The sequence below is a fragment of the Lutimaribacter marinistellae genome (genome assembly GCF_042648365.1).
GTDB lineage: Bacteria > Pseudomonadota > Alphaproteobacteria > Rhodobacterales > Rhodobacteraceae > Lutimaribacter_A > Lutimaribacter_A marinistellae.
The window spans coordinates 44,280-70,095 of record NZ_JBHRXI010000001.1 but is presented as its reverse complement, the minus strand read 5'-3'; the positions used below and the strand labels follow the sequence as shown (position 1 = coordinate 70,095).

The 25,816-nt window shown below is 65.5% G+C and carries 25 protein-coding genes; 13 read left to right on the top strand and 12 right to left on the bottom strand.

Annotated elements, in window-relative coordinates; genetic code table 11:
• The first annotated feature begins 25 nt into the window (after positions 1–25).
• Together ACFORG_RS00330 and ACFORG_RS00325 are read left to right on the top strand one after the other, a co-directional pair.
• Complete coding sequence (locus tag ACFORG_RS00330; protein ID WP_386733381.1) at positions 26–1,129, top strand: site-specific DNA-methyltransferase; 1,104 nt, start codon at positions 26–28, stop codon at positions 1,127–1,129.
• 193 nt (positions 1,130–1,322) lie between these two features.
• Complete coding sequence (locus tag ACFORG_RS00325) at positions 1,323–2,738, top strand: adenylate/guanylate cyclase domain-containing protein (protein WP_386733380.1); 1,416 nt, start codon at positions 1,323–1,325, stop codon at positions 2,736–2,738.
• Here the strand turns inward: ACFORG_RS00325 and ACFORG_RS00320 are convergent.
• Positions 2,705–3,838 carry an alkane 1-monooxygenase gene (locus ACFORG_RS00320; protein WP_386733379.1) on the bottom strand — a complete coding sequence of 378 codons (1,134 nt, stop codon included), beginning with the start codon at positions 3,836–3,838 and terminating at the stop codon, positions 2,705–2,707. The genes ACFORG_RS00325 and ACFORG_RS00320 overlap by 34 nt on opposite strands.
• A gap of 64 nt (positions 3,839–3,902) precedes the next feature.
• Positions 3,903–4,940: an A/G-specific adenine glycosylase gene (gene mutY, locus ACFORG_RS00315; RefSeq protein WP_386733378.1), complete on the bottom strand. Its 1,038-nt coding sequence runs from the start codon at positions 4,938–4,940 to the stop codon at positions 3,903–3,905.
• Positions 4,941–5,042: 102 nt separating this feature from the next.
• Between mutY and ACFORG_RS00310 the strand changes: the two genes are divergently transcribed.
• From ACFORG_RS00310 to ACFORG_RS00300, 3 genes are read left to right on the top strand one after another with little or no spacing between them, the layout of a single operon-like run.
• Entirely contained in the window at positions 5,043–5,543 is a 501-nt protein-coding gene (locus tag ACFORG_RS00310) for a DUF721 domain-containing protein (RefSeq protein ID WP_386733377.1), read from the top strand.
• A 12-nt stretch (positions 5,544–5,555) separates the two neighbouring features.
• Positions 5,556–6,218, top strand: a complete 663-nt coding sequence (locus ACFORG_RS00305; RefSeq protein WP_386733376.1) for a DsbA family protein — start codon at positions 5,556–5,558, stop codon at positions 6,216–6,218.
• Positions 6,218–7,330 (top strand): CaiB/BaiF CoA transferase family protein, encoded by a 1,113-nt coding sequence (locus tag ACFORG_RS00300; RefSeq protein WP_386733375.1) that lies wholly within the window; start codon positions 6,218–6,220, stop codon positions 7,328–7,330. Before ACFORG_RS00305 ends, ACFORG_RS00300 begins: the two co-directional genes overlap by 1 nt.
• Before the next feature lie 6 nt (positions 7,331–7,336).
• Here ACFORG_RS00300 and lpxK read toward each other — a convergent pair whose 3' ends face one another.
• From lpxK to ACFORG_RS00255, 9 genes are all read right to left on the bottom strand, one after another.
• A complete protein-coding gene (gene lpxK, locus ACFORG_RS00295) occupies positions 7,337–8,332 on the bottom strand; it encodes a tetraacyldisaccharide 4'-kinase (RefSeq protein ID WP_386733374.1) in 996 nt (331 codons plus the stop codon).
• Positions 8,319–9,548: a 3-deoxy-D-manno-octulosonic acid transferase gene (locus tag ACFORG_RS00290; protein ID WP_386733373.1), complete on the bottom strand. Its 1,230-nt coding sequence runs from the start codon at positions 9,546–9,548 to the stop codon at positions 8,319–8,321. Before ACFORG_RS00290 ends, lpxK begins: the two co-directional genes overlap by 14 nt.
• A gap of 4 nt (positions 9,549–9,552) precedes the next feature.
• On the bottom strand, positions 9,553–9,795 hold the full coding sequence (locus tag ACFORG_RS00285; protein WP_386733372.1) for a DUF4170 domain-containing protein: 243 nt from the start codon (positions 9,793–9,795) through the stop codon (positions 9,553–9,555).
• Positions 9,796–9,862: 67 nt separating this feature from the next.
• Entirely contained in the window at positions 9,863–10,675 is an 813-nt protein-coding gene (locus tag ACFORG_RS00280) for an inositol monophosphatase family protein (RefSeq protein ID WP_386733371.1), read from the bottom strand.
• Positions 10,662–12,008 carry a TldD/PmbA family protein gene (locus ACFORG_RS00275; RefSeq protein ID WP_386733370.1) on the bottom strand — a complete coding sequence of 449 codons (1,347 nt, stop codon included), beginning with the start codon at positions 12,006–12,008 and terminating at the stop codon, positions 10,662–10,664. Before ACFORG_RS00275 ends, ACFORG_RS00280 begins: the two co-directional genes overlap by 14 nt.
• 171 nt (positions 12,009–12,179) lie before the next feature.
• Positions 12,180–13,715: a DUF2125 domain-containing protein gene (locus ACFORG_RS00270; RefSeq protein ID WP_386733369.1), complete on the bottom strand. Its 1,536-nt coding sequence runs from the start codon at positions 13,713–13,715 to the stop codon at positions 12,180–12,182.
• Between the two features lie 125 nt (positions 13,716–13,840).
• Positions 13,841–14,689, bottom strand: coding sequence for an MBL fold metallo-hydrolase (locus tag ACFORG_RS00265; protein ID WP_386733368.1), 849 nt, complete (start codon positions 14,687–14,689; stop codon positions 13,841–13,843).
• A complete protein-coding gene (locus ACFORG_RS00260) occupies positions 14,686–16,113 on the bottom strand; it encodes a sulfatase-like hydrolase/transferase (RefSeq protein WP_386733367.1) in 1,428 nt (475 codons plus the stop codon). Before ACFORG_RS00260 ends, ACFORG_RS00265 begins: the two co-directional genes overlap by 4 nt.
• Positions 16,110–16,592 carry a MarR family winged helix-turn-helix transcriptional regulator gene (locus tag ACFORG_RS00255; protein ID WP_386733366.1) on the bottom strand — a complete coding sequence of 161 codons (483 nt, stop codon included), beginning with the start codon at positions 16,590–16,592 and terminating at the stop codon, positions 16,110–16,112. Before ACFORG_RS00255 ends, ACFORG_RS00260 begins: the two co-directional genes overlap by 4 nt.
• A gap of 124 nt (positions 16,593–16,716) precedes the next feature.
• Between ACFORG_RS00255 and ACFORG_RS00250 the strand changes: the two genes are divergently transcribed.
• The 4 genes from ACFORG_RS00250 (at position 16,717) to ACFORG_RS00235 (ending at position 21,409) form a co-directional block, all read left to right on the top strand.
• On the top strand, positions 16,717–17,664 hold the full coding sequence (locus ACFORG_RS00250) for a tripartite tricarboxylate transporter substrate-binding protein (protein ID WP_386733365.1): 948 nt from the start codon (positions 16,717–16,719) through the stop codon (positions 17,662–17,664).
• An 87-nt stretch (positions 17,665–17,751) separates the two neighbouring features.
• Positions 17,752–18,300 (top strand): hypothetical protein, encoded by a 549-nt coding sequence (locus tag ACFORG_RS00245; protein ID WP_386733364.1) that lies wholly within the window; start codon positions 17,752–17,754, stop codon positions 18,298–18,300.
• Positions 18,300–19,886, top strand: coding sequence for a tripartite tricarboxylate transporter permease (locus tag ACFORG_RS00240; protein WP_386733363.1), 1,587 nt, complete (start codon positions 18,300–18,302; stop codon positions 19,884–19,886). Before ACFORG_RS00245 ends, ACFORG_RS00240 begins: the two co-directional genes overlap by 1 nt.
• A complete protein-coding gene (locus ACFORG_RS00235; RefSeq protein ID WP_386733362.1) occupies positions 19,883–21,409 on the top strand; it encodes a sulfatase-like hydrolase/transferase in 1,527 nt (508 codons plus the stop codon). Before ACFORG_RS00240 ends, ACFORG_RS00235 begins: the two co-directional genes overlap by 4 nt.
• A 21-nt stretch (positions 21,410–21,430) precedes the next feature.
• Here the strand turns inward: ACFORG_RS00235 and ACFORG_RS00230 are convergent, their stop codons facing one another.
• Positions 21,431–22,342, bottom strand: a complete 912-nt coding sequence (locus ACFORG_RS00230) for a LysR family transcriptional regulator (RefSeq protein WP_386733361.1) — start codon at positions 22,340–22,342, stop codon at positions 21,431–21,433.
• Positions 22,343–22,450: 108 nt separating this feature from the next.
• On the opposite strand from ACFORG_RS00230, the gene ACFORG_RS00225 reads away from it, so the two are divergent.
• The 4 genes from ACFORG_RS00225 (at position 22,451) to ACFORG_RS00210 (ending at position 25,813) form a co-directional block, all read left to right on the top strand.
• Positions 22,451–23,455: a zinc-binding alcohol dehydrogenase family protein gene (locus ACFORG_RS00225; protein ID WP_386733360.1), complete on the top strand. Its 1,005-nt coding sequence runs from the start codon at positions 22,451–22,453 to the stop codon at positions 23,453–23,455.
• 200 nt (positions 23,456–23,655) lie between these two features.
• Positions 23,656–24,405 (top strand): SDR family oxidoreductase, encoded by a 750-nt coding sequence (locus tag ACFORG_RS00220; RefSeq protein WP_386733359.1) that lies wholly within the window; start codon positions 23,656–23,658, stop codon positions 24,403–24,405.
• Positions 24,402–25,013, top strand: a complete 612-nt coding sequence (locus ACFORG_RS00215) for an enoyl-CoA hydratase/isomerase family protein (RefSeq protein ID WP_386733358.1) — start codon at positions 24,402–24,404, stop codon at positions 25,011–25,013. The genes ACFORG_RS00220 and ACFORG_RS00215 overlap by 4 nt, the downstream gene beginning before the upstream one ends.
• Positions 25,014–25,021: 8 nt before the next feature.
• A complete protein-coding gene (locus tag ACFORG_RS00210; RefSeq protein ID WP_386733357.1) occupies positions 25,022–25,813 on the top strand; it encodes an FAS1-like dehydratase domain-containing protein in 792 nt (263 codons plus the stop codon).
• Positions 25,814–25,816: the final 3 nt, after the last annotated feature.

Below are 25,816 nucleotides of genomic sequence, written 5' to 3'. Positions count from 1 at the left end.
GCCGTTGAACGAGGCAGACAAGATAATGACCCTAAGCAGGACTGAGAGCGTCACGGCGCTCCCATTGAACACGATATTGTCCGGTGACTGCATCGAACAGATGAACAGTCTGCCGGAGGCGTCCGTCGACCTGATCTTTGCCGATCCGCCCTATAACCTGCAGCTCAAGGGCCAGTTGCACCGCCCCGACAACAGCCAGGTCGATGCGGTCGACGATCATTGGGACCAGTTCTCCAGCTTCTCCGCCTATGACCAGTTCACGCGCGCATGGCTCAAGGCCGCGCATCGCCTGCTCAAGCCGAATGGCGCGATCTGGGTGATCGGGTCGTATCACAACATCTTCCGCGTCGGCTCGGCCCTTCAGGACGCGGGGTACTGGATTCTCAACGACGTGGTCTGGCGCAAGTCGAACCCAATGCCGAACTTCCGCGGCAAGCGATTCACCAACGCGCATGAAACGATGATCTGGGCCTCGAAACGCGAGGGGGCGAAATACACCTTCAACTACGAGGCGCTGAAGGCCCTGAACGAAGGCGTGCAGATGCGCTCGGACTGGGTGCTGCCGATCTGCACCGGGCATGAGCGGCTCAAAGACGAAAACGGCGACAAGGCGCATCCGACGCAAAAGCCCGAGGCGCTGCTCCACCGCGTCCTGCTGGCCTCGACCAATCCCGGCGATGTCGTGCTCGACCCGTTCTTCGGCACCGGGACAACGGGCGCCGTGGCCAAGATGCTGGGGCGCGAGTTCATCGGGATCGAGCGCGAAGAGAGCTATCGCAAGATCGCCGAGAAGCGCATCAAGTCCGTGCGAAAGTTCGACCGTGAGGCGCTGCAGGTCACCGCAGGCAAACGGGCGGAGCCGCGCATCCCCTTCGGTCAGCTGGTCGAACGCGGGCTCTTGCGACCGGGCGAAGAGCTTTACTCGATGAACCAACGGCACAAGGCCAAGATTCGCGCCGACGGCACGTTGGTGGGCCAGAACATCAAGGGCTCGATCCACCAGGTCGGTGCGCATCTCGAAAACGCGCCCTCCTGCAATGGCTGGACCTATTGGTGTTTCAAACGCGAGGGCAAGACCGTGCCCATCGACGTGCTGCGCCAGCAGATCCGGGCCGAACTGCACGGCTGATCCATCCGACAAGATTCAAGGTTACCGCCGGTGCCCGTGGCCTGACACGTGCGCACCACACCTGGCCCCGCCCTTGCTGGCGGGGCATTTTTATTGCGGCTGTCACGTCAGCGGCCGCTAAAATCGGTGTCGCCCTCGCGTCGGCGGCGCCTCTTGCCTATCTTGTGGCAAGGCGTGGACAAGGAGGGACGGCATGTCCGAGGCAAGTGCCCCGGCGCCGCAGCGGCGCAGCATCTGGATCACCCAACCCGACAATCTCGAGGAGCACAGCCCATATGCTCTCGCGGCGCTCGAACGACACAAGAAAGAGGGTCTCGAACTTGCCCTGCGCGCACGGGTCGTCACGCTTCTGATCGTTGCGGCCTTCTTGCCCTTCCTCAATCCGCAGTGGGAGGTGCTGTATTACCAGGCCATTCTCGCGCTGCTGATCGGTAACGGCTTCCTGATCCGCCGCATGGGCCGGGTGGGGCAGTCGCGCCCGGAACTCGTGCTGATCTTTCTCGACCTTCTGGTCATGACGCTGGGCATGGTCATTCCGAATCCGTTCTCGGACGATGTGCAGCCGGTCGCGTTCCAGTACCGTTTCGACAACTTCCTCTATTTCTTCCTGATCCTTGCCTCTGGAACGCTCGCCTATTCCTGGCGCACGGTCATCGCCATCGGCACCTGGACCGCGGGCATGTGGACCCTCGGCTGGGTTCTGGCCCGCTGGATGTCCGAGCCGATCCCGGGCCTGACCGAGGCGGCAAACGAGGCCTTCGCCGCCTATCCCGACGTGCTCGAAATGATGGATCCGAACAGTTTCATGATCCACATGCGGGTGCAGGAGGTGGTGGTGTTCGTCCTCGTCGCGGTCACGCTGGGAATTTCGGTGCGCCGGTTCAACCGGCTACTTCTCAACAACGCAACGCTGGAACGCGAGCGCGCCAACCTATCTCGATACTTCTCACCCAATGTCGTCGACGAGTTGAGCCAGAATGACGAGCCCTTGAAGCAGGTGCGAAACCAGAACGTTGCAGTCCTGTTCATCGACATCGTCGGCTTCACCCGGTTTTCCAAGGCCCGCGATCCGCGGGAGGTGATCGAGGCTCTGCGCGGCTTTCAGGCCCGGATGGAAGCCGAGGTGTTTCGCCATAACGGCACGCTGGACAAGTACCTGGGCGACGGGCTGATGGCCACGTTCGGCACGCCCACCGCCGGGGACCGTGACGCGAGCAACGCGCTGTCATGCGCTCTGGCGATGGCGCGCGTGATGGAACGCTGGAACACGGACCGCCGCCGCGCCGGCGAACCTCCGATCGAGGTTGGCATCGGCGTGCATTATGGCGAGGTCGTCCTTGGCGATATCGGCGCCAACCGGCTGGAATTCGCGGTGATCGGCGACGCTGTCAACGTGGCCTCGCGGCTCGAAGCGCTCACCCGCGAGCATGAGGTTTGCCTGATCATCAGCGACACGCTCCGCAACCGCGTGACCGACGAAGGCTCGGCCGCACAGATCCTGCTGGAGCCGTTCTACCGCTGTGACGACCAGCATATTCGCGGTGTGGATGAGCCGTTGACCGTCTGGTGCGCGGGTCAGCGCGGCAAGGGATTGCGCCCCTTGTTGTAAGGTGTCCAGTCCTCGACCTCGGGGTAATACTGCCGCCGCCACGCCCGAACACGCGGGTTCATGACGCGCCGCCACAACGGCGGGATCATCGCAGCGACCGTCATGACCGGGTAGCCATAGGGCAGTTGCGGCGCTTCCCTTTCGTCATGGTTCTGCAATAGGGGAAACCGCCGGTCGGGCTTGTAATGGTGGTCGGAATGGCGTTGCAGGTTAATCAGCAACCAGTTCGACGCCTTATGCGCCGCATTCCACGAATGGCGCGGCAGGACATGCTCGTATTTCCCGTCACCAAGATGTTTGCGCGTCAGGCCATAATGCTCGACGTAATTGACCAGTTCCAACTGCCAGATCGCAACGCCCGCCTGTACCAGGAACAGGCCCAGCCCGCTCCACCCGCCCAGGATCAGCGCCAGTGCCAGCATCGCGCCCTGCAGCGCCCAATACCGCCAGAACGGGTTGGTCGCGTCGTGCCATGGCTTGCCCTTGCGTGCCAGCATGGCCTGTTCCGCCCCAAAGGCAGACCGCAGGCTGCCGATCAGCACGCGCGGGTAAAACCGGTGGAACCCCTCGTTGTACCGCGCGGTGACGGGGTCGCGCGGCGTGCCGACATAGCGGTGATGCACCAGCAGATGCTCTGACCGGAAATGCGAATAAAGCACCATGGCCAGAAGCAGGTCGCCCAACGTGCGCTCGAACCGGTCCTTCTGGTGCATCAGCTCGTGGCTGTAGTTGATGCCGATCGTCCCGGTGATCACACCCACGCCGAAGAACAGCGCGATGCGCTCGATACTGTCCAGATGCGCGGCGCGGGTCGCATACCAGATCAGCCCGAACAGCGTCACGAACTGCACCGGCACCCAGGCCTGTGTCAGCAAGACATACCAGCGCAGATCGGCGTCGGGGGTCGTCGGGTCGGCGTTTTCAAGGTTCAGCCCGGTCAGCTGGTCGAGCACCGCGAAAACCCACCATGTCGACAGCGGGATCAAAAGCAGCCACCAGCCACCCTGAACCGCGCTGAACCAGGCCAGCGGGATCAGCAGGAAAGACAGCCAGAAGGGCAGGGCGCTCGTCGCGCGCGAAAGGGTCTGGGCCGCGATCATCGGGGCGTCTCCGCTATCGTCGATGGGCAAACCCTATCGCCGTCACGGCCGCTTGCCCATCCGTCTAAGCGTCGCGCCACAAGGCATATGCCTTTCGCATCACGGTCGGCAGATCGCTGGGCCGGAACGCGTGTTTGCCGATGATCTCATAGCCTTCGGGTGCCGCCTCTTCGGGCAACTCGGCCCCGTAAAGCCGCAGGATCAGGTGGAAATGGGTGAATGTATGACGCACCTCGCCAGCGATCTCGCGCCATTCGGCGTCAAAGGGCGGCTCCGTGCTCGGAGCATCGGACCAGTCCGATCCCGGCCAGCCCAGCATGCCGCCCAACAGCCCCTTTTCTGCCCTGCGCTCCAGCACCAGCGACCCGTCCGGCAACCGCGCCAGATAGGCATGACCATAGCGGGTGGGCTTCGGTTTCTTCGGGCTTTTCTTCGGCAGTTCCGCCGCGGTCCCGGCGCGCCGCGCTGCGCAATGTTCGATCACCGGGCAGATCCCGCAAGCGGGAGAGCGCGGCGTGCAGATCGTCGCGCCGAGATCCATCACCGCCTGTGCATGATCGCCCGGTCGCGTCAGGGGCGTGTGCCGCTCGGCATGGTCCTTCAGCATCGGCTTTGCCTCGGGCAGGGGGACATGCACGTCGTGCAGCCGCGCCATCACCCGTTCGACATTGCCGTCCAGTACCGTTTCGGCCCGGTCAAACGCAATCGCCGCAACCGCCGCCGCCGTGTAGGGGCCGATCCCGGGCAGCTCCAGCAGTCCCTCGTAACTGTCGGGGAAACGACCGTCATGTTCGTATGCCACGACCCGCGCGCATTTCAAAAGGTTGCGTGCGCGGGCGTAGTATCCCAGCCCGGCCCATTCTCCCATCACGTCGGCATCGGGCGCAGCAGCCAAGTCAAGCACTGTCGGCCAGCGCGCCGTGAAGCGGTGGAAATAGTCGCGCACCGCCGCCACGGTTGTCTGTTGCAGCATCACCTCGGACAGCCAGACGCGATATGGGTCGGGCAGCACGCCCGCCGCGCGATCCGCAGGCCCCACGCGCCACGGCATTTCGCGCGCATGTACATCGTACCACTTGAGCAGCGCGTCGCTTACCGCCATATCCGTATCGTCACGCAAGATTTACCTTTCACCCCCGCCGGTTTCGCTGGCACCCGGCCACCGGCCCCTTACAATAGGTGAACGGGAGTACAAGACCAGACGATGCGCAAATTCTCCACCACCCGCGGGTTCAAGCGAACCGCCACGTTGCTCAACGATCAGATCCGCAAGGCGGGCGAAAGCCGCGGTTTTGCCGTCAGCCGCGTGCTGACCCACTGGGCCGAGATCGTGGGCGCCGACATCGCCGCCATTTCGCGGCCTGTCAACGTGGGTTACGCCAAGGGCGGCTTTGGCGCGACGCTCACGGTGCTTACCACCGGTCCACAGGCGCCCATGCTCGAAATGCAAAAAGAGCGCATCCGCGAAAAGGTCAACGCGACCTACGGCTACAACGCCATTTCCCGGGTGCGCATCACGCAGACCGCGCCCACCGGGTTTGCCGAAGGTCAGGCGAGCTTTGGCCACAAGCCGGCAGAGAAGCCCGCCCCCGCGCCCGAGGTTCTGGCCGAGGCCAGCCGCGCAGCCCAAGGCGCGGGCGATCCCGATCTGCGCGCGGCCCTTGAACGTCTGGGCCGCAACGTTCTATCCAGACAGAAACGCTGAGAAAGGCCGAATATGACCCGATTTCTGACCGTGACCTGCGCGGCCGTTGCCCTTGCCGCCGGTGCCTACTGGCTTACCGGTTCCAACCCGAACCTGCCCAACCCGCTGGTCGGCCAGGCCCATGCGCAAGAGGCCGAGGTCGATACGTCCACCATCATCGAGATGGTACAGGGCGCCGAGGACGCGCCGGTCACGCTGATCGAGTACGCCTCCTTCACCTGCCCGCATTGCGCCAGCTTCCACGCGGGCCCCTACAAGCAGCTCAAGGAAGACTTCATCGACACCGGCAAGGTAAAGTTCGTCTTTCGCGAGGTCTATTTCGACCGCTACGGTCTTTGGGCTTCGATGGTGGCGCGCTGTGCCGGCCCCGATAAGTTCTTTGGCATGACCGACCTCATCATGAAGGGTCAGCAGGACTGGGCTCGCGCCGGCGGCCCGAGCGAGATCGTCGAGGAGCTGCGCAAGATCGGGCGCCTCGCAGGTCTGGAGAACGATCAGCTCGAAGCCTGTCTGCAAGATGCCGAAAAGGCCCAGACGCTGGTGGCGTGGTACCAGGAAAACGCCGAGGCCGATGGTGTACAGGCTACGCCCAGCTTCGTTCTGAACGGCGAACCGGTCGAGAACCAACCCTATGCCGATCTCAAGGCCCTGATCGAGGCGGAGCTCGAAGAGTAATGACCGCACCGCTCGCCGGATTGAAGGTCGTCGAATTGGCGCGCATCCTGGCCGGCCCCTGGGCCGGTCAGACGCTGGCCGACCTGGGCGCCGAGGTCATCAAGGTCGAAAGCCCTGCAGGCGACGATACCCGCGCCTGGGGCCCGCCTTTCGTGACACGGGACGAGGATGTCTCGGCCGCCTATTTCCACTCCGCCAATCGCGGCAAGGCCTCGATCGCTGTCGATTTCTCGACCGAAGAGGGGCAGGCCCGCGTGCGCGAGCTGGTGGCCGATGCCGACATCCTGATCGAAAATTTCAAACTGGGCGGGCTCAAGAAATACGGGCTGGATTACGCCAGCCTTGCCGAGATAAATCCACGGCTCATCTATTGCTCGATCACCGGCTTTGGCCAGACCGGCCCCTATGCCCACCGGGCAGGGTATGACTTCATCATACAGGGCATGTCAGGGCTGATGTCGATCACCGGCGAGCCGGATGGCCAGCCGCAAAAGGCGGGTGTCGCGATCACCGACGTCTTCACCGGCATCTATTCCGTCACCGCGATCCTCGCCGCGCTGCATCAGCGCCAGGAAACCGGACGCGGTCAGCATATCGACATGTCCCTGCTGGACGTGGCCGTATCGGTGACCGCGAACCAGGCGATGAACTACCTCACCACCGGCAACCCTCCGGGGCGGATGGGCAATGCGCATGTCAACCTTGCACCTTACCAGGTGTTCGACTGCGCCGATGGCCATATCATCATCGCCACAGGCAATGACAGGCAGTACCAGCGCCTGTGCCGAATACTTGGGCTGGACGAGATGGCCGAAGCACCCGAATTTGCCCGCAACAAGGACCGGCTGGCCAATCGCCGCGTGATGATCGCCCGGCTGAACGGGGCCACCGCGCAAAGGGACAAGGCCGATCTTCTGGCCGCCTGCGAGGCCGAGGGCGTGCCCGCTGGCCCGATCAACCGCATGGACGAGGTGATGGCCGATCCGCAGGTCGTCGCGCGTGGCATGCAGATCGAGCTGGGCGGCGTGCCCGGCGTACGCTCGCCTTTCGTCTTCTCCGATGCCGAACTCAGCCTGCACCGTCCCGCGCCGAAACTGGGCGAGGACGACTGACACGCGTCAGGGCGCGGGGGCGGCTGTGGCCAGCATCTCTCGCATCTCTGCGTCCTGATGGATGCTCAGCCGGACCGGAAGAGTGACGACCTTGGAGCGGAAGCCGGGCGGCAGGCGCACGGCATCCTTCTCGGTCGTGACCATCTGCGCGCCTAGCAGTTTCGCCTCGCCTTCCAGCCGGTTCATCAGTGCGGGCGTCAGGGGTTGGTGATCGTCCAACGCCTCGGCCCGCAGCAGTTGCGCCCCTTGCGCGCGCAGCGTCCGGAAAAACTTCTCGGGGTGGCCGATCCCGGCAAAGGCCAGAACCGATGTCTGCGACCAGTCCATGCCTGTCTGCAACGGTTCGACGGTGCCGGTCAGGTGCGGCACGCCCAGACGCTTGCCCCAACGCGCGGCAAATGCCTCCTGCGCCTGCGCATCTCCCAAGGATAGCACGAGGTCGGCCCGCGCCAGGCCCGCTTCGACCGGTTCGCGCAACGGGCCCGCCGGGATGCAGCGCCCATTGCCGAAGCCCTGCGCCGCGTCGACGACGACGACCGACAGGTCCTTGTCCACCGCGGGGTTCTGGAACCCGTCATCCAGCACGATCACGCTCGCACCCGCCGCCTCGGCCGCGCGCACGCCTGCGGCCCGGTCCCGCGCGACCCAGACCTCGGCAAAGGCTGCAAGCAATAGTGGCTCGTCCCCGACCTTTGATGCCTTGTGCCGGGCTGGGTCGACCTGCAGTGGCCCCTCGACCGACCCGCCATATCCGCGCGAGACGACATGCGGTTCGTGACCCGCATCGCGCAGCGCCTCGACCATCCAGATCGCCGTGGGCGTCTTGCCCGTTCCCCCGGCGTTGATGTTGCCGATACAGATCACTGGTACGCCCGCGCGCCAGCCGCGCTCCGCGACCCGCCGCGCCGTGGCCCGTGCGTAAAGTGCGCCCAGCGGCGACAGCAGACGCGCCTGCCAGCCCAGTGCCTCGGGCGGCCGGTTCCAGAACTCAGGTGCGCGCATTGTCCGCCTTCCTCCGGTCCAGCCGGTCCTGGACAAGGTCGATCAGGCTGTCCATGGCCTCGGCCCCCTCTGTCACCACCTGCCAGCCGGCAAGCGCCATCGTCGCGGCGCGGTCCGGCGCCAGCAACTCCACCACCGCGCGGCCCAGACCGTCGCCGTCACGCACACACCGCGCCGCCCCGGCCTTGGTCAGGCGACGGTAAAGCGCGCGATACTCGCCCGTATCCGGCCCGTGCAACAGGGCAGAGCCAAGCGCCGCAGCGGTCAGGGGGTCTTTGCCGCCGCCGCCCGGTTCCAGCGAACTGCCAAGAAAGGTCAGGGGAGAAACCCGGTACCACAGGCCCAGATCCTCGCCATGGGCCGACAGGATGACTTGGGTGTTGTCCTCGATCTCTTCGCCCGCGTCCCAGTCGGCGCAGCGAAGGTCCATGTCGCGCAACCGGTCGCGCAGCGGGGCGGCCTCGGCGGGGTCGGCAACATGGATCACCAGCAACAGGCGATGCAGCAGGCGCAACGCATGACGATGCGCGCTCAGGACCGAGATGAACTCCTTGGGCTGCGTCCACGCAGCCAGCCAGACAGGCCGCCCGGCAAAGATCCGGGTGATTTCCACCAGCTCGTCCTCGGGCCAGGGCTGCGGGCTGGCGCCGACCTGCAACAGAGGCGTCAGCGCGACCTTGGAACCGGGTATGCCGGTCCGGCGGATCGCGCGCCCGGTCTCTTCATCCGTTACGCGGATATGGTCGAACACGTCCAGCGTCGCACGGGCGAGGTCGGGCAGCCATCGCCGTTTGCGCAGCACAAGATCGCCGCTTTGCACGTCGGTCAGGATCATCGCCATGCCCCGCGCTGCAGCCTGGCTCAACAGCAGGGGCTGTAGCCCGCCCCCGACCCACAAGGCCGCATCGGGCCGCCAATGGTTGAGAAAGCTGCGCACCACGCCCGGCTGGTCCGGGGGCAGGGGCATCAGCGGTGCGATCGCGCCGCCCCAGTCCGCCTTGTCGCTGCCCTCGGGGCTGGTCAGCAGCAGGTTCAGCCCGGTGCGCTGCGACAAGAGCCGCCTGCACAGGTCGTTCACCGCCGAGAGCCTGTCGGGCGCAGCCACGTGCAGCCACAGCAACTCGCCGTCGGGTCGCCCACTGGTCGCCACGTCGCCCACCGCGCCGCCACGCCACGACAGGGCGCGATAGGCGGCAAGGCTCAGCGAGCGCGGCAAGGGCTCAGCCCAGTTCTTCGGTCGAGGAGGCCTCGGTTTCCTCGTCGCGCAGGCGATGGATGTGGGCGATGAAGTAACGCATATGGGCGTTGTCCACTGTCCGCTGCGCCTCGGCCTTCCAGGCGTCATAGGCCGACTGATAATCCGGGAACATGCCGACGACATGGATGTCGTTCACGTCCTTGAACACGCTCTTGGTGGGGTCGACAAGCTCGCCGCCGAAAACGAGGTGAAGGCGCTGGGCCATGGGACATCTCCTTGTCTGGAATCCGGGGCAGGGGATCGCGGGCAACCTACGGGTTTCGCCCCCAAGGTCAAGCTGGCGGCGTCTGGGGAAGGCCCGGACCGCTGGGGCGCAGCGCCGCGCCAAGGGCGTCGTGCACAGCGCGTCCGCCCGCCACCACACCATCCAGCCGCGCTCGCGCCGTGTTGAACCGAAGCGGTGCGCCGCTGCGATCGGTGCAGGTGCCGCCTGCCTCTGTGATGATCAGCGCACCCGCGGCGATATCCCACTCCCAGCTTGGCCGCAGGGTCAGCATACCGTCGAATCGCCCCTGGGCAACCAGCGCCAGGCGATAGGCCAGCGACGGGCGATAGGCGCGCGCGAAATTCGGCGGTGTGCCTGCCCGCCAGTGCTTGGACTCAAGGTTGGGTTTCGCGGCCAGGATCTCGGCCCGGTCGAGCGCGGGCACCTCGCTGACCCGGATCGGAACATCGTTCAGCGTCGCGCCCTCGCCCTTTGCGGCGGCATAGAGAAGGTCGCGCTGCGGCAGGTAGACGACGGCCGCCGTCACCTCGCCGCGATGCGCAATGGCCAGCGAATGCGCCCATGTGCGCGACCCCTCGGCAAAGCTGCGCGTGCCGTCGATCGGGTCGATGATGAACAGCGTTTCGCGCTCCAGCCGCTCGGGGCTGTCCTCGCTTTCCTCGCTCAGCCATCCATAGCCCGGTCGCGCTGCGGGCAGGCGCGCCTCGAGCATTTCGTTCACGGCAAGATCGGCCTCGGTCACAGGGCCCGCGCCGGCCGCCTTTTCCCAGCGTTCGGCCGTAGGGCCGGTATAGCGGCCGGCGATCCGCCCGGCCTCCCGTGCGGCGTCGATCAGCAGGGCAAGGTCAGTTGCCTGCAAGCGCCATCCCCTCGATCAGGATCGATGGCACCACCCGCGACAGGTAGGTCCGCGCATCGTTGGCCGGGATCATCCGCAACAGCATGTCGCGCAGGTTCCCGGCGATCGTGCACTCGTTCACGGGATAGGCAATCTCGCCGTTCTCGACCCAGAACCCCGACGCCCCGCGCGAGTAATCTCCCGTGTTCGGATTGATGGTCGAACCGATCATCGACGTCACCAGCAGCCCGGTGCCCATGTCGCGCAACAGCTCTTCGCGGCTCTTGTCGCCTTGGCTCAAGGCAAGGTTCCAGTTGCTGGGCGAGGGCGGGCCAGACACGCTGCGCGCGGCGTTCCCAGTGGAACTGAGGCCCAGCTTGCGCGCACTCGAAAGGTCCAGTGTCCAGCCGGTAAGCACCCCGTTTTCCACGATGGTCCGGCTGCGGGTCGGCAATCCTTCGGCGTCGAAGGGGCGCGAGCCTGAAACACGGGGGCGGTGCGGATCTTCGACCAGCGACAAAGCCGCGGGCAGCACCTGCTCGCCCATCGCGTCCTTGAGCCATGACGACCCACGCGCCACCGACGCGCCGTTCACCGCTGCAAGCAGGTGCCCGACCAGCGAGGACGAGATGCGCTCGTCGAACAGGACCGGATAGCTGCCGGTCTTGGGCCGCCGCGCGCCTTGCATCGCCACCGCGCGTTCCCCCGCCGTGCGGCCCACCTCGGTCGGGGAGCGCAGATCTTCGGCCCAGGTCCGGCTGTCGCCGTCATAGTCGCGCTCCATTCCCGTGCCTTCGCCCGAGATTGCTACGCAGGAAACCGAACGGCCCGTCCGCGCGTACCCGCCCGAGAACCCGTTGCTGGCCGCCATGTGCACCGCGTGGCGGCCATATGTCGCCGCGGCGTCCGACACCTGCGTCACGCCATCCACCGCCAGCGCCGCCGCCTCGGCCTCCAGCGCCGCGTCGCGCAGCGCCCCGGCTTCGGGTTCGGGGCCGGGATCGGCCAGCTCCAGCGCGGCCAGGTCCCAATCCTGCGCAAGGTCCGTGGCCTCGGCCAACCCGGCATGGGGGTCTTCGGGCGCTTCGCGTGCCATCGCCACGGCCCGTTCGGCCATGGCGCGCAGGGTTTCGTCCCGCGCGTCCGAGCTTGACACCACCGCCTGCCGCCCGCCCATCAGCACGCGCAGGCCCAGATCGGTACCCTCGGATCGTTCCGCATGTTCCAGCGCGCCCGCCCGCACCTCGACCGACAGGGATGTACCCTCGATCGCAATCGCATCGGCGCTCTCGGCCCCTGCGACGCGGGCAGCATCCAGCAGGGCATGGCAAATCTCTTCGGGCGTTCGGGTCATGCGGCCTCGGTCAAGTCGTTGTCTCTGGGTTCAAAAGGAGGTAGCCGCGCCGGACCGGCCCTGCAAGTGCGCCGGGGGCAAAAACCCCGCGCCCGTTCACGGCGCCCGCCATCGGCAAAACGAACAGGGGCCGCGACATGCGCGGCCCCTGTTCCAATATCCAGGCACGGATCACTTGATCCGCTGGCCATTGGCCAGGATCTGTCCATCCGCCGTGATCTCGATGGTCGATTTCAGCGTGTCCGGCGCATCGCCCGGCACGGCCAGCATGCCCATCATCATCCGCGCGCCCATCGCGTCTTCCTGAGACATGAAACCCATGCCGATCAGCTTGTCGAGCAGCGCGTTCGCGCCCGCCAGCGTCAGGTTCGCCTGCCCCGAGGGTGCCGGCATGCCGCCGAACTCTTCGGTGTTGGTGTTGTCGAACGCGAACTCGCCCGTGCCTTCCAGCCGCGCGCCAAGCAGCGAGACGAGAAGCTCGTTGATCGTCACGCTATCCAGTTGCCCAGGCGCGGCGCCGGTCGCCTCCAGCGTCTCGGCCACGGCCGGGTCGAACATGTTCACCAGCACTGTCGCCATGCCCGACAGGTCCAGCAGAACCGTCGCCGGATCACGCGGCAACTGACCCGCGGGGTCGAACATCTGCCAGATCATGTCCGACATGGTGAAGTCGGTCAGGTTTATCGACATCGCGAAGGGCTGCGGCTCTTCGGCCTTCTGCACGGGAATATCCAGCGCCAGCCCGAATTCCGACATGGCCATCTCGACCGGGAAAGGCAGGTCCGAGCTTTGTACCGCGATCTGCGTGGCGTTCTGCGACACGTCATAGGCAAGCTGTTCGCCATTCATCGCGACCGAAACCGCGCCGCCCTGCGATGCGCTGTTGAGGGCAAAGCTCGACTCCATCCCGTCTTCGGTGCTGACCCCGGACATCGCCGTCTGGCCCGCGGCAAAGCTGAAATCGCCCGAGAAATCGAAACCGGCCTCGATCATGCTCTGGTAATCTCCGGCGGTGGTTCCGACCGGGATGATGCCGCCGCCCTCAAAAGCCATCCCGTCCAGCGTGCCGCGAATGTCCACGTCGCCCTCGCCTTCGGGGTCGTTGATGGCCATCACATATGCCATCTGCGTGGCGGCAAAGGTCTGTTCGACCTTGCGCTGCTCGCCCACCTGCATGCGCGACACACCTTCCATGCCGGTCATGTTGAACCCGATCTCGGCGGCCTCGGCCGGCAGCGTCTCGCCATCGGCCTCGATCGAGACCAGCCGCACCCCGACCGTGTCGGCGGAGTACTCATAAGTCATGTCCTCGGGCGAACCCGAAACGACCATGCTCAGCCCCTGTTGGTCATAGGCCAGTTCGGCGCGAAAGGTCTCGCCCTCGGCCTCGCCCGCGATGACCATCGGAAAGTTCTCGGGAAAGCCCAGCGTGACGGTGCCGTCGCTGTTCTCGGTCAGCGTCATCTCGGGCCAGGTCAGCGAGAACTGCCCATCCTCTTCGGGCAGGTCCATTGCCATTGCGATATCGCTGATCGTGGTGGTGTCGCCCGACTTGCTCTGCTGGCCGGTGACTTCGTAGCCCATGCCAGCCATGTAGGATTGCCAGTCCGCCCAGACCTGGTCGGCGGTCAGGTCGGCCCAGGCGCCCTGCGTCGCAATGGCATAGATGAAAGCGGCGCCGCAGGTGCGGCGGAAAAAAACTGACATGTGAGAACCTTTCCCGTTCAAAGCTGCGCGCATGGTCCGCGCTTGTGCGGCAAGGGTCAAGGGGGCGGTGCCGGCCATCGGTCACCGTCCGCCAATTCTGTCGCGAATGTCATCGCGCCCGGCCGTCAGACCTCGTAGGTGTCCAGGTCCTCGACGATGGCGCAATCCGCACCGAATTCCGATCGCATCGCCTCGACCGCCGCGCCGTGCCTGTCGGGCTGGTCCATGTGAATACGGAAATGGGTCACGAGAAGCCGGCCGACCTCCGCCTTGCGGGCCATGCGCGCGATGTCCGACGGCGTCGGGGTCAGCGGCACCATCATCGGATGGGCTCCTTCGCCGTCCAGCCGGTAACACCAGTGCAACAGCAGATCCGCCTTGGCGCAAAGCTGCTCCAGAGCATTGCACGGTCCGGCATCCCCGGAATAGACGAATTTTCGCCCCGCCGCCTCGACCGCAAAAGCCATGCAGTCCAGAACCGGCTGGGCATGTGGCACAGCGCAGGAGGACAGCGTCCAGCCATCGCCGTTGTGGCGAAAGCCGGGCGAAATCTCGGTGACCTCGGGCGCGGGCCATGGCCGGGGCAGGGTGCCTCCGCGGGCCTTCCATACTTCCTGGCTGGGGACCAGTTCGGTCCGCGCCCGCAGGTCGTGCGACAGTACGCCATCCGGCCCGAAATAGCCCTGCGTGATCCGCGCGATGGGGGCGGGGCCGAATACCTTGAGCGGCGGCGCGCCCTCGTCCCAGGCCGCGTGGACCAGCCGAGCGTAATCCATCATGTGGTCCGAATGAAGATGGCTGAAAAACAGATGCGTGATGTCCGACGGCCTGCGACCAGAGCGCAGCAAATTGTCGAACACCCCGCCACCGCAATCGAACAGGATCGTGTCCTTTCCGGTTTCCAGCAGGTAGCCCGACGATGCGCGGCGGGCATAGGCTTCGGGGCTGCCCGAACCCAGTACGGTCAGCTTCATGACTTCGTCTCCGGTGGCGGTGTCGCTGCGGGCGCACCGAGTTTCAATGCCGCCTCGCGGCCGCCATAGCCCTCGATCATCGCGGCCTGATCGGCAAAGGCCTGTGCATCGATAGCCTCAGGGTCGATCAGGGCGCGCAGTTGTGCCTCCATCGCGGCCAGCCGTTCGGCGTGATCGGGGTCGGAGGCGAGATCGCGCAACTCCTCTGGATCGACCTCCAGGTCGAACAGTTCGGCCGCAAATCCCACGTAATAGTTCAGTTTCCACCGCCCCTTGCGCAGCATGAACGCGCCGGATACGGCGCCTACGGCGTGGTACTCGCTCAGAATCGGGCGGTCCGTATCGGAAGGTTCCGACGCGATATCGAACAGTGACCGCCCGTCGCCCTCGAAGGCGATGTCGAACTGCGCGGGAATCGTGGCCGAGATATCCAGGAGCGAAACCGGTGTATCGCATGTGCCCTTCGGGACCTCGGGACCCGCCATGATCAGTGGCACCGAAACGCTTTCCTGGTAGAGGTTCGACTTTCCCCACAGCCCCCGCGCGCCCAGGTTGTCACCATGATCCGAGGTGTAGATCACCGTCGTGTCTTCTCCGAAACCGACCTCGCCCAGGGCCGAGAGGATCTGGCCGACATTGTGATCGAGCCATGTGCACAGCCCGTAATAGGCCGCCATCGCGGCAAGCCGTTCTTCCTCGTCGCGGAATTTCGCCTCGGAATCGGCCATCGCGTTCTGCTTTTCGACCCACGGATGGCGCGGGTGCCCATCGCGGGGATGCAGCTTGACCGGCGGCAGGCTCTCGGGCGGATAGAGATCGAAATACTGCTGCGGCACAACCAGCGGGAAATGCGGCGCGACCAGCCCGACATACAGGCACCAGGGCCGCCCGTCGTTACTGGCGGCGCGGTCGGACAGCCACTGCGCCGTGCGCGCGGTTACGGCGGCGTCGTACTCGGTGTATTTGCTGTCGCCCGGCCCGATATAATCGCCCAGCATCCGGCCCGGCATGTCGATCCGTTCCTCTTCGCGTCGGATCGACCCCCAGACCATGCCGACGCCACCCGCGACCTGCATCGGGATATGCTCGACATCGAACCCGGCCGGGTCCTCCTCGTGGCGATAATGCAGCTTGCCGATGCTTTCCACCGGAACCCCCGCAGCCTGAAGCGCATGCCCCCACCCCTTTGGCTTGCCGGTATAGGGCATTGCGTTGTCCCACAGACGCGTGCGGTGCACATGCCTGCCCGCGGCAAAGGCCGCCCGCGCGGGCACACAGATCGGCGAGGGCGTATAGGCATCGGTAAACCGCATCCCGCGTGCGGCCAGCGCGTCCAGGTTCGGCGTCTGCACAAAGGGATGACCGGCACAGCCCATCGCCCGCGCCTGGTGTTCGTCGGACATGATGACAAGCATGTTGGTCATGCCGCGACATCCTCATTGTCCAGCACTGCGGCTTCGATCTGGTCAAAGGCGCTCAGCAATGTGTCGAACTGTTCAGGGGCGAGCGCTTGCGAAATGGTCCGCTGCCGGTGGGTCATTGCCGGGCGGGCCTGTTCGAACAGGCGACGCCCTTTCTCGGTCATCGAGATCACATGCGACCGCTGATCCGATTCGCTGTGACCGATCGTAACCAGTTCCTTTTCCGACATGGTCTTCAGGACCCGGCTCAATTGCCCCTTGTCGATCAGCAGGGACCGGACGATCTGGTTCGACGAAATCGGCCCCAGCGAGTCGACCATCACCAGAACGCGCCACTGCGCCTGCGTCAGCCCCGCCGTTTCCTTAAGTATTCTCGATGCTTGCGCGTTCAGTTTCGCATAAAGGCGGGACAACCTGTAGGTGACCATCCTGTTCAGCGGCACCTCGTACGGTCCCAGGTTCTCGTCTGAATACACGCTCATGACCGGCTCCTTTGCTGACCCCATGTTAGGGGGCAATTTGTTGACTGGTCAACTTTTTTGTTGACGGATCAACCAAACTGCCCCCATCCTTGGCAATCAAGCGCGTCAGGGAGGAGATGACGACATGAAGACCATTCTGAAATCCGTGGCCGGCGCAATCGCCGGTCTGGCCCTCGCATCCGCGGCACAGGCGTCCGAATGGACCCCGCCGGGGCCGATCAAGCTGATGATCGCCTTCGCCGCAGGCGGCGGGGCCGACACGCAGGCCCGGCTGATCGCCGAAGATCTCGAGGCCAAGCTGGGCTGGTCCTTCATCCCGGAACAGGTGACGGGCAAGGGCGGACTGAACCTTGCCATGGCCATCAAGGACGAACCCAATGACGGCTCGGTCATCGGTATGGTCGTGACCGAGACGCTCGGCTACAACATGCGCGCCGCCAATGCCGGCGTGACACCCGAGGATTTTACCGCCATCACCACCACCGCCGGCTTTCAGATGGGCATCGTCTCGCTCAGCTCGAAAGGCTGGAAAAGCTTTGACGAGATGATCGCCGAGGCCAAGGGGCAAAGCCTCCGGTTCGGCACCATGAGCCCCAAGCTCGCCGATCTTGCCTATCTTCTGGGTGAGGCGCAGGGCGTCGAGTTCAACATCGTCAACGTCAAGGGCGGCAAGGCCGTCATGAATGGCGTGAACGCCGGCGACATGGACCTCGGCTTCATGGCCGGTATCCAGTCCAAGGGCGTGGCCGCCGGGGACCTGGTCAACCTCGCCTCAGCCCTGTCCGAACCGCTCAAGCAGACGCCCGAGGCGCCGACCCTTGCCGATCTCGGCGTTCCGTTCAACGCGGATGGCTACTTCCTCTTCATCGGTCCCAAGGGCATGCCGGCCGAGGCACGCGACGCCATCGCCGCCGCCATCGGCGAGGTCGTGACCACCGAGGGGATGAAATCCCACGGCATGATCTCCAAGGCCTTCGGCGGCGCTGCCGTGATTGCAGGCGACGAGGCGCAGATGCTGGTCGAAAGCGACTACAAGTCCGCGGGCGACCTGATCGAGGCCGCCTCGGAGTAATCCGGCCTCTGGCCCGGCAACCCACCCATGCGGCGCCGGGCCGACCCAAACCTGAAAACCCGTCCCCACCGCTTGCAGGAGCAGGTCATGAGACCTTTTGTCCGCGCCAACGTGATCCTTGGGGTTTCCGTCAGCCTCGCGGCACTTGCCATCGCGCTGATCTGGGTGCCGCTCGATACCGATACCGGCCTGATCGAGAAGGTGCGCCGTCGCCTCACCGTCGGAGATGCGCTCGCCCCCACCGTGGCCGCCGCTTTCCTGTTGCTTGGCGGGCTGATCGTGACCTTTTTCGAACGGCCCGAGAATGCGCGGCGGCTCAGCGCACAGAACCTCGCCTTTCTGGCAATCCTGCTGACCCTGCTGACGGGCGCCTTTCTGGTCATGCGCTGGATGGGGCCGGGGCTGTTGGCGTTGATCAGCGAAGACGGGTACCGTCCGCTGCGCGATACCGCGCCCTGGAAATACATCGGGTTTCTCACCGGCGGCACGGTGATGATCGCCGGGCTGATCGCGATGGTCGAAGGCCGCCTCTCGTTGCGTGGCATCGCCATCGGGGTGGTCGCCGCGCTGGCGCTGATCGTCCTTTACGACCTGCCGTTCGACGACCTGCTGCTACCCCCCAACGGAGACGTGTGATGGGCTGGCTCGATTACGTCTGGCTGGGCATCCTCGCCGTGTTCCAGGGGCCGGAACTCTTCACCGTTCTCGGCGTGGCCATCCCCGTCACGCTCGTGATGATCCTGATGGGCTTCCTGCTGGGAATCGCGGTGGGTGCGACACCGGGCCTTGCGGGGCCGATGGCGATGGCGATCGCGCTGCCGATCCTGATCTCGATCTTCGGCTTCTCCTCCGACGCGCTCTTGCCGGTGATGGGCTTTCTCCTCGGCATCATGAAGGGCGCGACCATAGGCGGGGCCGTTCCCGCGATCCTGTTCAACACGCCGGGCACGCCGGATGCCTACATGACCACGCTCGACGGCTACCCGATGACGCAGGCAGGCCGGTCGCGCAAAGCGTTGCGGGTGGCACATTTCTCATCCGCCTCGGGTGACACTTTCTCGGATATCGTGCTGATCCTCTGCGCGCCCTTCCTTGCGGTGCTTGTCGAACGCTATCTCGACCTGCCTGAAAAGACCGCGCTGCTGATCCTGTCGCTGGCCTTCATCGCCGCGGTGATCGGCGGCTCGGTGGGCAAGGGCCTGATCTCGCTCGCGCTGGGCCTGCTGGTGGCCTTTGTCGGCACGGGCGAGGATTTCTACCCACGCCTGTCCATGGGCACCCAGACACTGGCGCAGGGCTTTCCGGTCGCGGCGGTGGTGCTCGGTGTGCTGATCGTGGGCGAGGTCTTTCGCAGCCTCGAGGATCTGTGGCACGAACAGCGCCGCACCGGCGCGGTTGCCGTACCCGTGCAATCGGGCGACCAGCGGCTGCACTGGGCCGACATCCGCCGCATGTTCCCCTACATCTCGCGCTCCGCCGTGATCGGAACCGTGATCGGAGCGCTGCCGGGGATCGGCTCGACGCTTGCCGCGACACTGGGCTATGCGACCGGCCGCGCCGCCCATGCACGCAAGGGCCGCAGCCCCGCCTTCGGCGAGGGCGCGCCCGAGGGCATCGCGGCGACCGAGGCAGCCAATTCCTCGGTCTCCGGCGCCAACCTCATTCCCGTGCTGTCGCTGGGCATTCCCGGCAACGCCGCAGCGGTGTTCCTGATCCTCGCAGCCGAAACGATCGGCGGCTTCAACCCCGGCCCCTCGGTCTTTCGGTTCACCGCCGACGCGGTCAATCCCGAACTGGTGATCGCCTTCGGCCTGTTCACCTGCATGATGGTGGCCAACCTGCTCAACTGGACCATCGGCGGCGCCTTCATGCGCACCATGGGCTTCATGAGTCGCATCCCAAAGCATATCCTGCTGCCCGTCGTGCTCCTGCTGACGCTCACCTCGATCTACGTGCAGGAAACCCGCATGGCGGCGATCTGGTTCACCATCGGCTTCGGCGTGCTGGGCTACGTGATGCGTCGCCTCGGCATCTCGCCGCTGCCCTTCGTGATTGCCTTCATTCTGGGCGCCAAGCTCGAGGAAACCGCGCGCCAAGCCTTTGCCGCCACGGGTGGCGACGCATGGTTCCTGTTCTCCAGCCCGATCGCCGCGCTCTTCATGGTGCTCACCTTCGTGGTGATTGCCGCATCCCTCAGAACACCGAAAGAGACCAATCCATGACTCGCCCCAACATCCTGCTCATCTCGGCCGATCAGCAACGCGCCGATTGCCTCGGCTTCATGGGGCGTAAGGTCAAGACGCCGCACCTCGACAGGCTGGCGCGCGAGGGGACGCATTTCACCTCGTGCATCACGCCATCGGTCGTCTGTCAGCCGGCCCGCGCGTCGATCCTGACGGGGCAGCTTTGCCGCACGCACGGGGTGCATGACAACGGCATCGACCTAGACCCGGAAGTGGGCGAAAAGGGCTGGGCCGGGGCGCTTTCGGCCGCCGGCTACCAGACCAGCTTCTTCGGCAAGGCACATTTCTCGACTTACCACACCTATGACCCGACCGGCACGCCGGAATGCTTGCAAAGCTCGCACAGGTATCCTGATGACTGGAACGGCCCCTACATGGGGTTCCAACATCTCGAGATCATGCTGGTCGGTCACAACTGGTGGCCGCCGGAAAAACCGCCCGCAGGCCATCATTACGAACGGTTCTTTCACGCCGACGGGCAGGGCGACGAAAAGATCAAACTCTATTGGGAGAACGCAGGCGACACTCAGGGCGCGGCGCAGACATGGCATTCCCGCCTTCCGACCGCGTGGCACAATACAAGCTGGACGGCCGATCGCTTCATCGAGTGGATGCGCCATGGGCGTGACACCGACACGCCCTTTGCCACATGGGTCAGCTTTCCCGACCCGCACCATCCTTTCGACTGCCCCGAACCCTGGTCGCGCCTGCATGACCCGGACGAGGTCGACCTGCCGGAAAACCGCACCCGCAACTTCGAGGGCAAGCCGTGGTGGCACAAGGCTGCGCTTGAAAACGAACCGGGCGACAAGAAATTCGCCGAGGTGCGCAAGGCCTACAGCCGCATCCCGCCCCAGACCGATGAGCAGCTGCGCGAGATCATCGCCAACACCTATGGGCAGATCGCCTATATCGACCACGAGGTCGGGCGCATCCTGACCGTCCTGAACCAGGCCGGGCTGGATGATAATACCATCGTCATCTACATCTCGGATCACGGCGACTGGCTTGGCGATCACGGGCTGATCCTGAAGGGACCGATGCATTACGAGGGGCTCTTGCGCGTGCCGATGATTGTACGCGGCCCCGGCGTGCGCGCGGGTGCGGCGGTGGATCAGCCGGTCTCGACCCTCGACCTTGGCCCGACCTTCTTCGACTACGGTGCGGCCAGCCCGTTGCAGACCCAACATGGCAGCAGCCTGCGCCCGCTTCTTGAAACACCCGACGCCACGCGCGCGTTCGCGTTGAACGAATGGGGGCTTCTGCCCGGTCGCGTTGGCGTCGCGCTGGAACTGCGCACGGTCCGAACCCGCACCCACAAGATGACCGTCGATCTCAACTCCGGTGCGGGCGAACTCTATGATCTCGAAAACGACCCGGACGAGATGACGAACCTGTTCGACGATCCCGCCGCCGCATCGATCCGGGCAGAACTGGAGGGCCATATCGCGTCCCGCCCGAATGACATGCGCCCCGACGCGGTACCGGTCGGCACCGCCTGATCGCGGCCCGGGCCAGCGCCATCAGGATCGGTCGAGCCAGCTTGGCGCGCGACCGATCCGTTCCAGCAGGAAATCCATGAAAAGGCGCGTCTTGGGAGTCAGAACGTTCGACCGCGGATAGACCAGCCACAGCACCGACCGGTCGTCAAGCTGCCAGTCCGGCAACACCCGTACCAGCCGCCCCGCCGCGATCTCGTGCGCCACGCTCCACAACGAGTTGAACGAGATCCCGGCCCCCGCCAGCGTCGCGATGCGCTGCGAGGTGCCGTCATCGATCACCATACGGCATTCGCAGCGCCGCGGGTCCAGCGTCCAGACGGTGCCGGCGCCGTCGATCAGCCGCCGCTCGGCAAGATCCGCCCATGATATCAGCCGATGCGCCTCCAGTTCGCCGGGATGATCCGGCGTGCCGTGTCGCGCCAGATATTCCGGTGCGGCACACAGCACCCGCGCGTCATCGGCCAGCTTCCGCCCCTTGAGCGAACTGTCGGCCAGCGGTGCGTTGCGCAGGGCAAGGTCGAAACTGCCCTCGATCAGGTCGAACCGGGTATCCGACAACCGCAAATCCAGCGTCAGGCCGGGATGGCGTTCGGTGAATTCCGACAGGATCGGCATGATGTGCAACTGGGCAAAACTGGACGGCGCGGCAAACCTCAGCGTGCCGGTCGCGGCACCGTCGCCCTGTCCCAGGGCGGCCAGCGCCGCCTCTTCCTGCGCCAGCATCTCCCGCGCATAGGGCAGGAACTCCGTGCCTTCCAGCGACAGCGCGACCTTGCGCGTGGTCCGGTGCAGCAGCTCCACCCCCAAGGCCTGTTCCAGCTTGGCCAGCCGCGCACTGGCAACCGCAGGCGCCAGCCCCAGCACACGACCCGCCGCACTGATGTTCAGGCGTTCAGCGGCCATGACGAAAAGGCGCAGGCTGTCAGTGTCCATCATTATATCCAAAAACGGAATTCTGAACTCAGATATCCGCCGTTTATATGGCTTCGGCAAGGGGTATCTATGGCGACAACGGCTCATACAGATATGGAGACACGCCAGATGAAAGCTCTTGGATACCGCAAGGCAGGCCCGATCGACGCAACGGGGTCGCTCGAGACGATCGAAACCGACCGCCCCGAGGTCGGCCCACGCGACCTGCTGGTCGAGGTGCGCGGCGTCTCGGTGAACCCCGTCGATGTCAAGCTGCGCGCGGCGGTCTCGCCCGAAACCGGCCACAAGATACTCGGCTTCGATGCTGCGGGCGTGGTGGTCGAAACCGGCACCGAGGTGACGGGCTACACCGCCGGTGATGCGGTGTTCTATGCCGGCGATGTCACGCGCCCCGGCACCAACGCCCGGTTTCACGCCGTTGACGAGCGTATCGTCGGGCGCAAACCAACCTCGTTGGAGTTCGACGAGGCGGCCGGTCTGCCCCTGACCGCGCTCACCGCGTGGGAGATGCTGTTCGACAGCTTCCGCATTCCCGAACAGGGCGGCAAGGGCGACGCAATCCTCGTCATCGGCGGGGCGGGCGGTGTCGGTTCCATGCTGATCCAGCTTGCCAAAACTCTCACGCAACTGACGGTCATTGCCACCGCCTCGCGGGACGAGACCCGCGACTGGGTCAATACGATGGGTGCCGACCACGTGATCGACCACCGCCAGCCCCTCGCAGCACAGGTCGCGGCGCTCGGGCTTGCCCCGCGCTATGTCGCGGCGCTGACCGCCACCGACCAGCATTGGGAGCAGATCATCGAACTGATCGCACCGCGCGGCCACGTCACCCTGATCGACGACCCCGACGCGCTCGACATCGCGCCGGCCAAGCCCAAGGCGCTTACCATCAGCTGGGAATTCATGTTCACGCGTTCGATGTTCCGCACCGCCGACATGGACATGCAGCGCGAGGTACTCAACCGCGTCTCGGCCATGATCGACGAGGGCGCGCTGCGCTCGACCGTGACCGAGCGCCTCGGCCCCCTCGACGAGCAGACGCTTCGCGCTGCCCATGCCCGGCAGGAAAGCGGCCGCGTCATCGGCAAGCAAGTCCTGACCGGCATCTGATCCCTCGCCTTCGGGTTCAACGTGGACATGAACATGACCTGTTGTTCCGTTCTGGACGTCACCCTCGAAATCAAGGGTCGGCTCCTGCCAACGATGAATGACCGCGTCTCGGCGTATGGCGGCGGCCTGGCTTGGGCTGGACCCGACCGGCCCCGCGCAGTACGACTTGATCCGACAACGTATCAAAGAAAGGCGAACGCATGGACATGCAGGGCAAGACGGTTCTCATCACCGGTGCCAGCCGCGGAATCGGCGCCGAAACCGCGCGCATCTTTGCCGCGGCAGGGGCGAATGTGGGGCTGGCGGCACGCAGCGAGGGGCCAATCTCCGAACTCGCGGCCGAGATCGGCGAACAGGCGCTCGCCATCCCCTGCGATGTCGCCGACTACGCCTCGGTCGAGGGGGCCGTGCAGGCCTGTGTCGACCGGTTCGGCGGGCTAGACGTACTGATCGGAAACGCGGGCGCGATCGAACCGATTTCCCATATCCTGCGGGCCGATCCGGCTGGCTGGGGCCAGGTCATCGACATCAACCTCAAGGGCGTCTTTCATGGCATGCGCGCGGCGTTGCCGGTGATGCGCAAGGCGCGCGGCGGGACGATCATCACCATCTCCTCGGGTGCGGCACACAGCCCCATCGAGGCATGGAGCCATTACTGCTCCTCCAAGGCTGCGGCGGCGATGCTGACCGAGTGCCTGCATCTCGAAGAGGGGCATAACGGCATCCGTGCCATGGGCCTCTCGCCGGGCACGGTGGCCACCCAGATGCAGCGCGAGATCAAGAAAAGCGGCATCAACCCCGTCAGCCAGCTCGACTGGGAGGTGCATATTCCGCCCGATTGGCCGGCAAAGGCGCTGCTGTGGATGTGTTCCGAGGATGCCGACGACTATCTCGGACAGGAAATCGCGCTCCGTGACGAGGGGATCCGCAAGCGCGTGGGTCTCGTATGATCCGGCTCGACAAGGAAAACGGTCTCTGGACCGTCACCATCGACCGCCCGGACAAGGCCAATTCGCTGACCGGCGCGATGCTGACCGAACTGTCGGAAATCGCCGAGAACGCGCAGGGCCAGGCGCGCGCACTGATCCTGACCGGCACGGGCAAGGTCTTCAGCGCGGGCGCCGACCTTGAAGAGGCGCGCGCAGGCCTCGCCACCTCACCCCTTTGGGAACGGCTCTCGGGCGCCATCGCGGCTCTGCCCTGCCTGACCGTGGCGGCGATGAACGGCACGCTTGCGGGCGGTGCGAACGGCATGGCGCTTGCCTGCGACCTGCGCATCGCCGTCCCCGGGGCCAAGGTCTTCTACCCGGTGATGAAGCTGGGCTTTCTTCCGCAACCCTCGGACCCCAAGCGCATGGCGGCCCTGATCGGCCCGGCCCGGACGCGGATGATCCTGATGGCTGGCGCAAAGATCACCGCCGAAGAGGCGCTGACCTTCGGGCTTGTCGACCGGATCGTCGAACCCGATCAGCTCATGGATACGGCGCGAGCCCTGACCGCCGACAGTCTCGCCGCCGACCCCGCGGTCGCCCGCGGTATCGCGGCCATGTGCCCCTGAGGTCCGCTATGGAGGTCGAGACCTGTACCGATGTGATGGACCCGGCCCGCGCCGCCGCATTTCAGGTGGCGCTGGGCGGTCCGGCCTCGATCGTGGCGGGCGCACCCCTGCCACCCTTTTTCCACCAGCTGTACTTCTGGTCGCCGCAGCCGCCCGAGGGGCTGGGGCGCGACGGTCATCCCCGCGTCGGCGGTGGCCTCATCCCCGACATGGGCCTGCCGCGCCGCATGTGGGCGGGCGGTCGCCTGCGCTGGCACAACCCGCTGATCGCCGGGCAAATTGCCGAGCGCCGCTCCACCCTCGAAAGCGCCACCCGCAAGGAGGGGCGCACCGGCCCGCTCGCCTTCGTCACCCTGCGCCACGAGATCCGGCAGGGCGATACGCTCTGCCTTACCGAATGGCAGGATCTCGTCTACCGCGAAGACCCCGACCCGCAGGCCCCGCGCCCCGTACCGCCACGCGCACGCACGGACGAGGCAAGCCGCCGCGAGCAGGGCTTCGATTCCACGCGGCTCTTTCGCTACTCGGCGCTCACCTTCAACGGTCACCGCATCCATTATGACCTCGACTATGCCCGCGACGTCGAAGGCTATGGCGGGCTCGTGGTGCACGGTCCCCTGCTGGCACAGCATCTTATGCTCATGGCCGAGGACGAGATCGGCCCGCTTTCGGAATTCTCGTTCCGGGCGACAGCGCCGCTCATGCATCACGAACGCGCGACATTCTGTCGGAACGGAGCCGATCTGTGGGTGCGCGGTCCCGATGGGCGGCAATGCATGCAGGCCCGCGCCGAAACCTGACCG

Bases quoted from the DNA above. Each gene is read 5' to 3' on its own strand.
- ACFORG_RS00325 (WP_386733380.1), top strand. From the start codon at position 1,323: ATGTCCGAGGCAAGTGCCCCGGCGCCGCAGCGGCGCAGCATCTGGATC.
- ACFORG_RS00330 (WP_386733381.1), top strand. From the start codon at position 26: ATGACCCTAAGCAGGACTGAGAGCGTCACGGCGCTCCCATTGAACACG.
- ACFORG_RS00285 (WP_386733372.1), bottom strand. From the start codon at position 9,795: ATGGCCCAGCGCCTTCACCTCGTTTTCGGCGGCGAGCTTGTCGACCCC.
- ACFORG_RS00300 (WP_386733375.1), top strand. From the start codon at position 6,218: ATGACCGCACCGCTCGCCGGATTGAAGGTCGTCGAATTGGCGCGCATC.
- ACFORG_RS00320 (WP_386733379.1), bottom strand. From the start codon at position 3,838: ATGATCGCGGCCCAGACCCTTTCGCGCGCGACGAGCGCCCTGCCCTTC.
- ACFORG_RS00235 (WP_386733362.1), top strand. From the start codon at position 19,883: ATGACTCGCCCCAACATCCTGCTCATCTCGGCCGATCAGCAACGCGCC.
- ACFORG_RS00260 (WP_386733367.1), bottom strand. From the start codon at position 16,113: ATGACCAACATGCTTGTCATCATGTCCGACGAACACCAGGCGCGGGCG.
- ACFORG_RS00250 (WP_386733365.1), top strand. From the start codon at position 16,717: ATGAAGACCATTCTGAAATCCGTGGCCGGCGCAATCGCCGGTCTGGCC.
- ACFORG_RS00305 (WP_386733376.1), top strand. From the start codon at position 5,556: ATGACCCGATTTCTGACCGTGACCTGCGCGGCCGTTGCCCTTGCCGCC.
- lpxK (WP_386733374.1), bottom strand. From the start codon at position 8,332: ATGCGCGCACCTGAGTTCTGGAACCGGCCGCCCGAGGCACTGGGCTGG.
- ACFORG_RS00220 (WP_386733359.1), top strand. From the start codon at position 23,656: ATGGACATGCAGGGCAAGACGGTTCTCATCACCGGTGCCAGCCGCGGA.
- ACFORG_RS00310 (WP_386733377.1), top strand. From the start codon at position 5,043: ATGCGCAAATTCTCCACCACCCGCGGGTTCAAGCGAACCGCCACGTTG.
- ACFORG_RS00255 (WP_386733366.1), bottom strand. From the start codon at position 16,592: ATGAGCGTGTATTCAGACGAGAACCTGGGACCGTACGAGGTGCCGCTG.
- mutY (WP_386733378.1), bottom strand. From the start codon at position 4,940: ATGGCGGTAAGCGACGCGCTGCTCAAGTGGTACGATGTACATGCGCGC.
- ACFORG_RS00275 (WP_386733370.1), bottom strand. From the start codon at position 12,008: ATGACCCGAACGCCCGAAGAGATTTGCCATGCCCTGCTGGATGCTGCC.
- ACFORG_RS00210 (WP_386733357.1), top strand. From the start codon at position 25,022: ATGGAGGTCGAGACCTGTACCGATGTGATGGACCCGGCCCGCGCCGCC.
- ACFORG_RS00270 (WP_386733369.1), bottom strand. From the start codon at position 13,715: ATGTCAGTTTTTTTCCGCCGCACCTGCGGCGCCGCTTTCATCTATGCC.
- ACFORG_RS00225 (WP_386733360.1), top strand. From the start codon at position 22,451: ATGAAAGCTCTTGGATACCGCAAGGCAGGCCCGATCGACGCAACGGGG.
- ACFORG_RS00215 (WP_386733358.1), top strand. From the start codon at position 24,402: ATGATCCGGCTCGACAAGGAAAACGGTCTCTGGACCGTCACCATCGAC.
- ACFORG_RS00240 (WP_386733363.1), top strand. From the start codon at position 18,300: ATGGGCTGGCTCGATTACGTCTGGCTGGGCATCCTCGCCGTGTTCCAG.
- ACFORG_RS00245 (WP_386733364.1), top strand. From the start codon at position 17,752: ATGAGACCTTTTGTCCGCGCCAACGTGATCCTTGGGGTTTCCGTCAGC.
- ACFORG_RS00230 (WP_386733361.1), bottom strand. From the start codon at position 22,342: ATGGACACTGACAGCCTGCGCCTTTTCGTCATGGCCGCTGAACGCCTG.
- ACFORG_RS00265 (WP_386733368.1), bottom strand. From the start codon at position 14,689: ATGAAGCTGACCGTACTGGGTTCGGGCAGCCCCGAAGCCTATGCCCGC.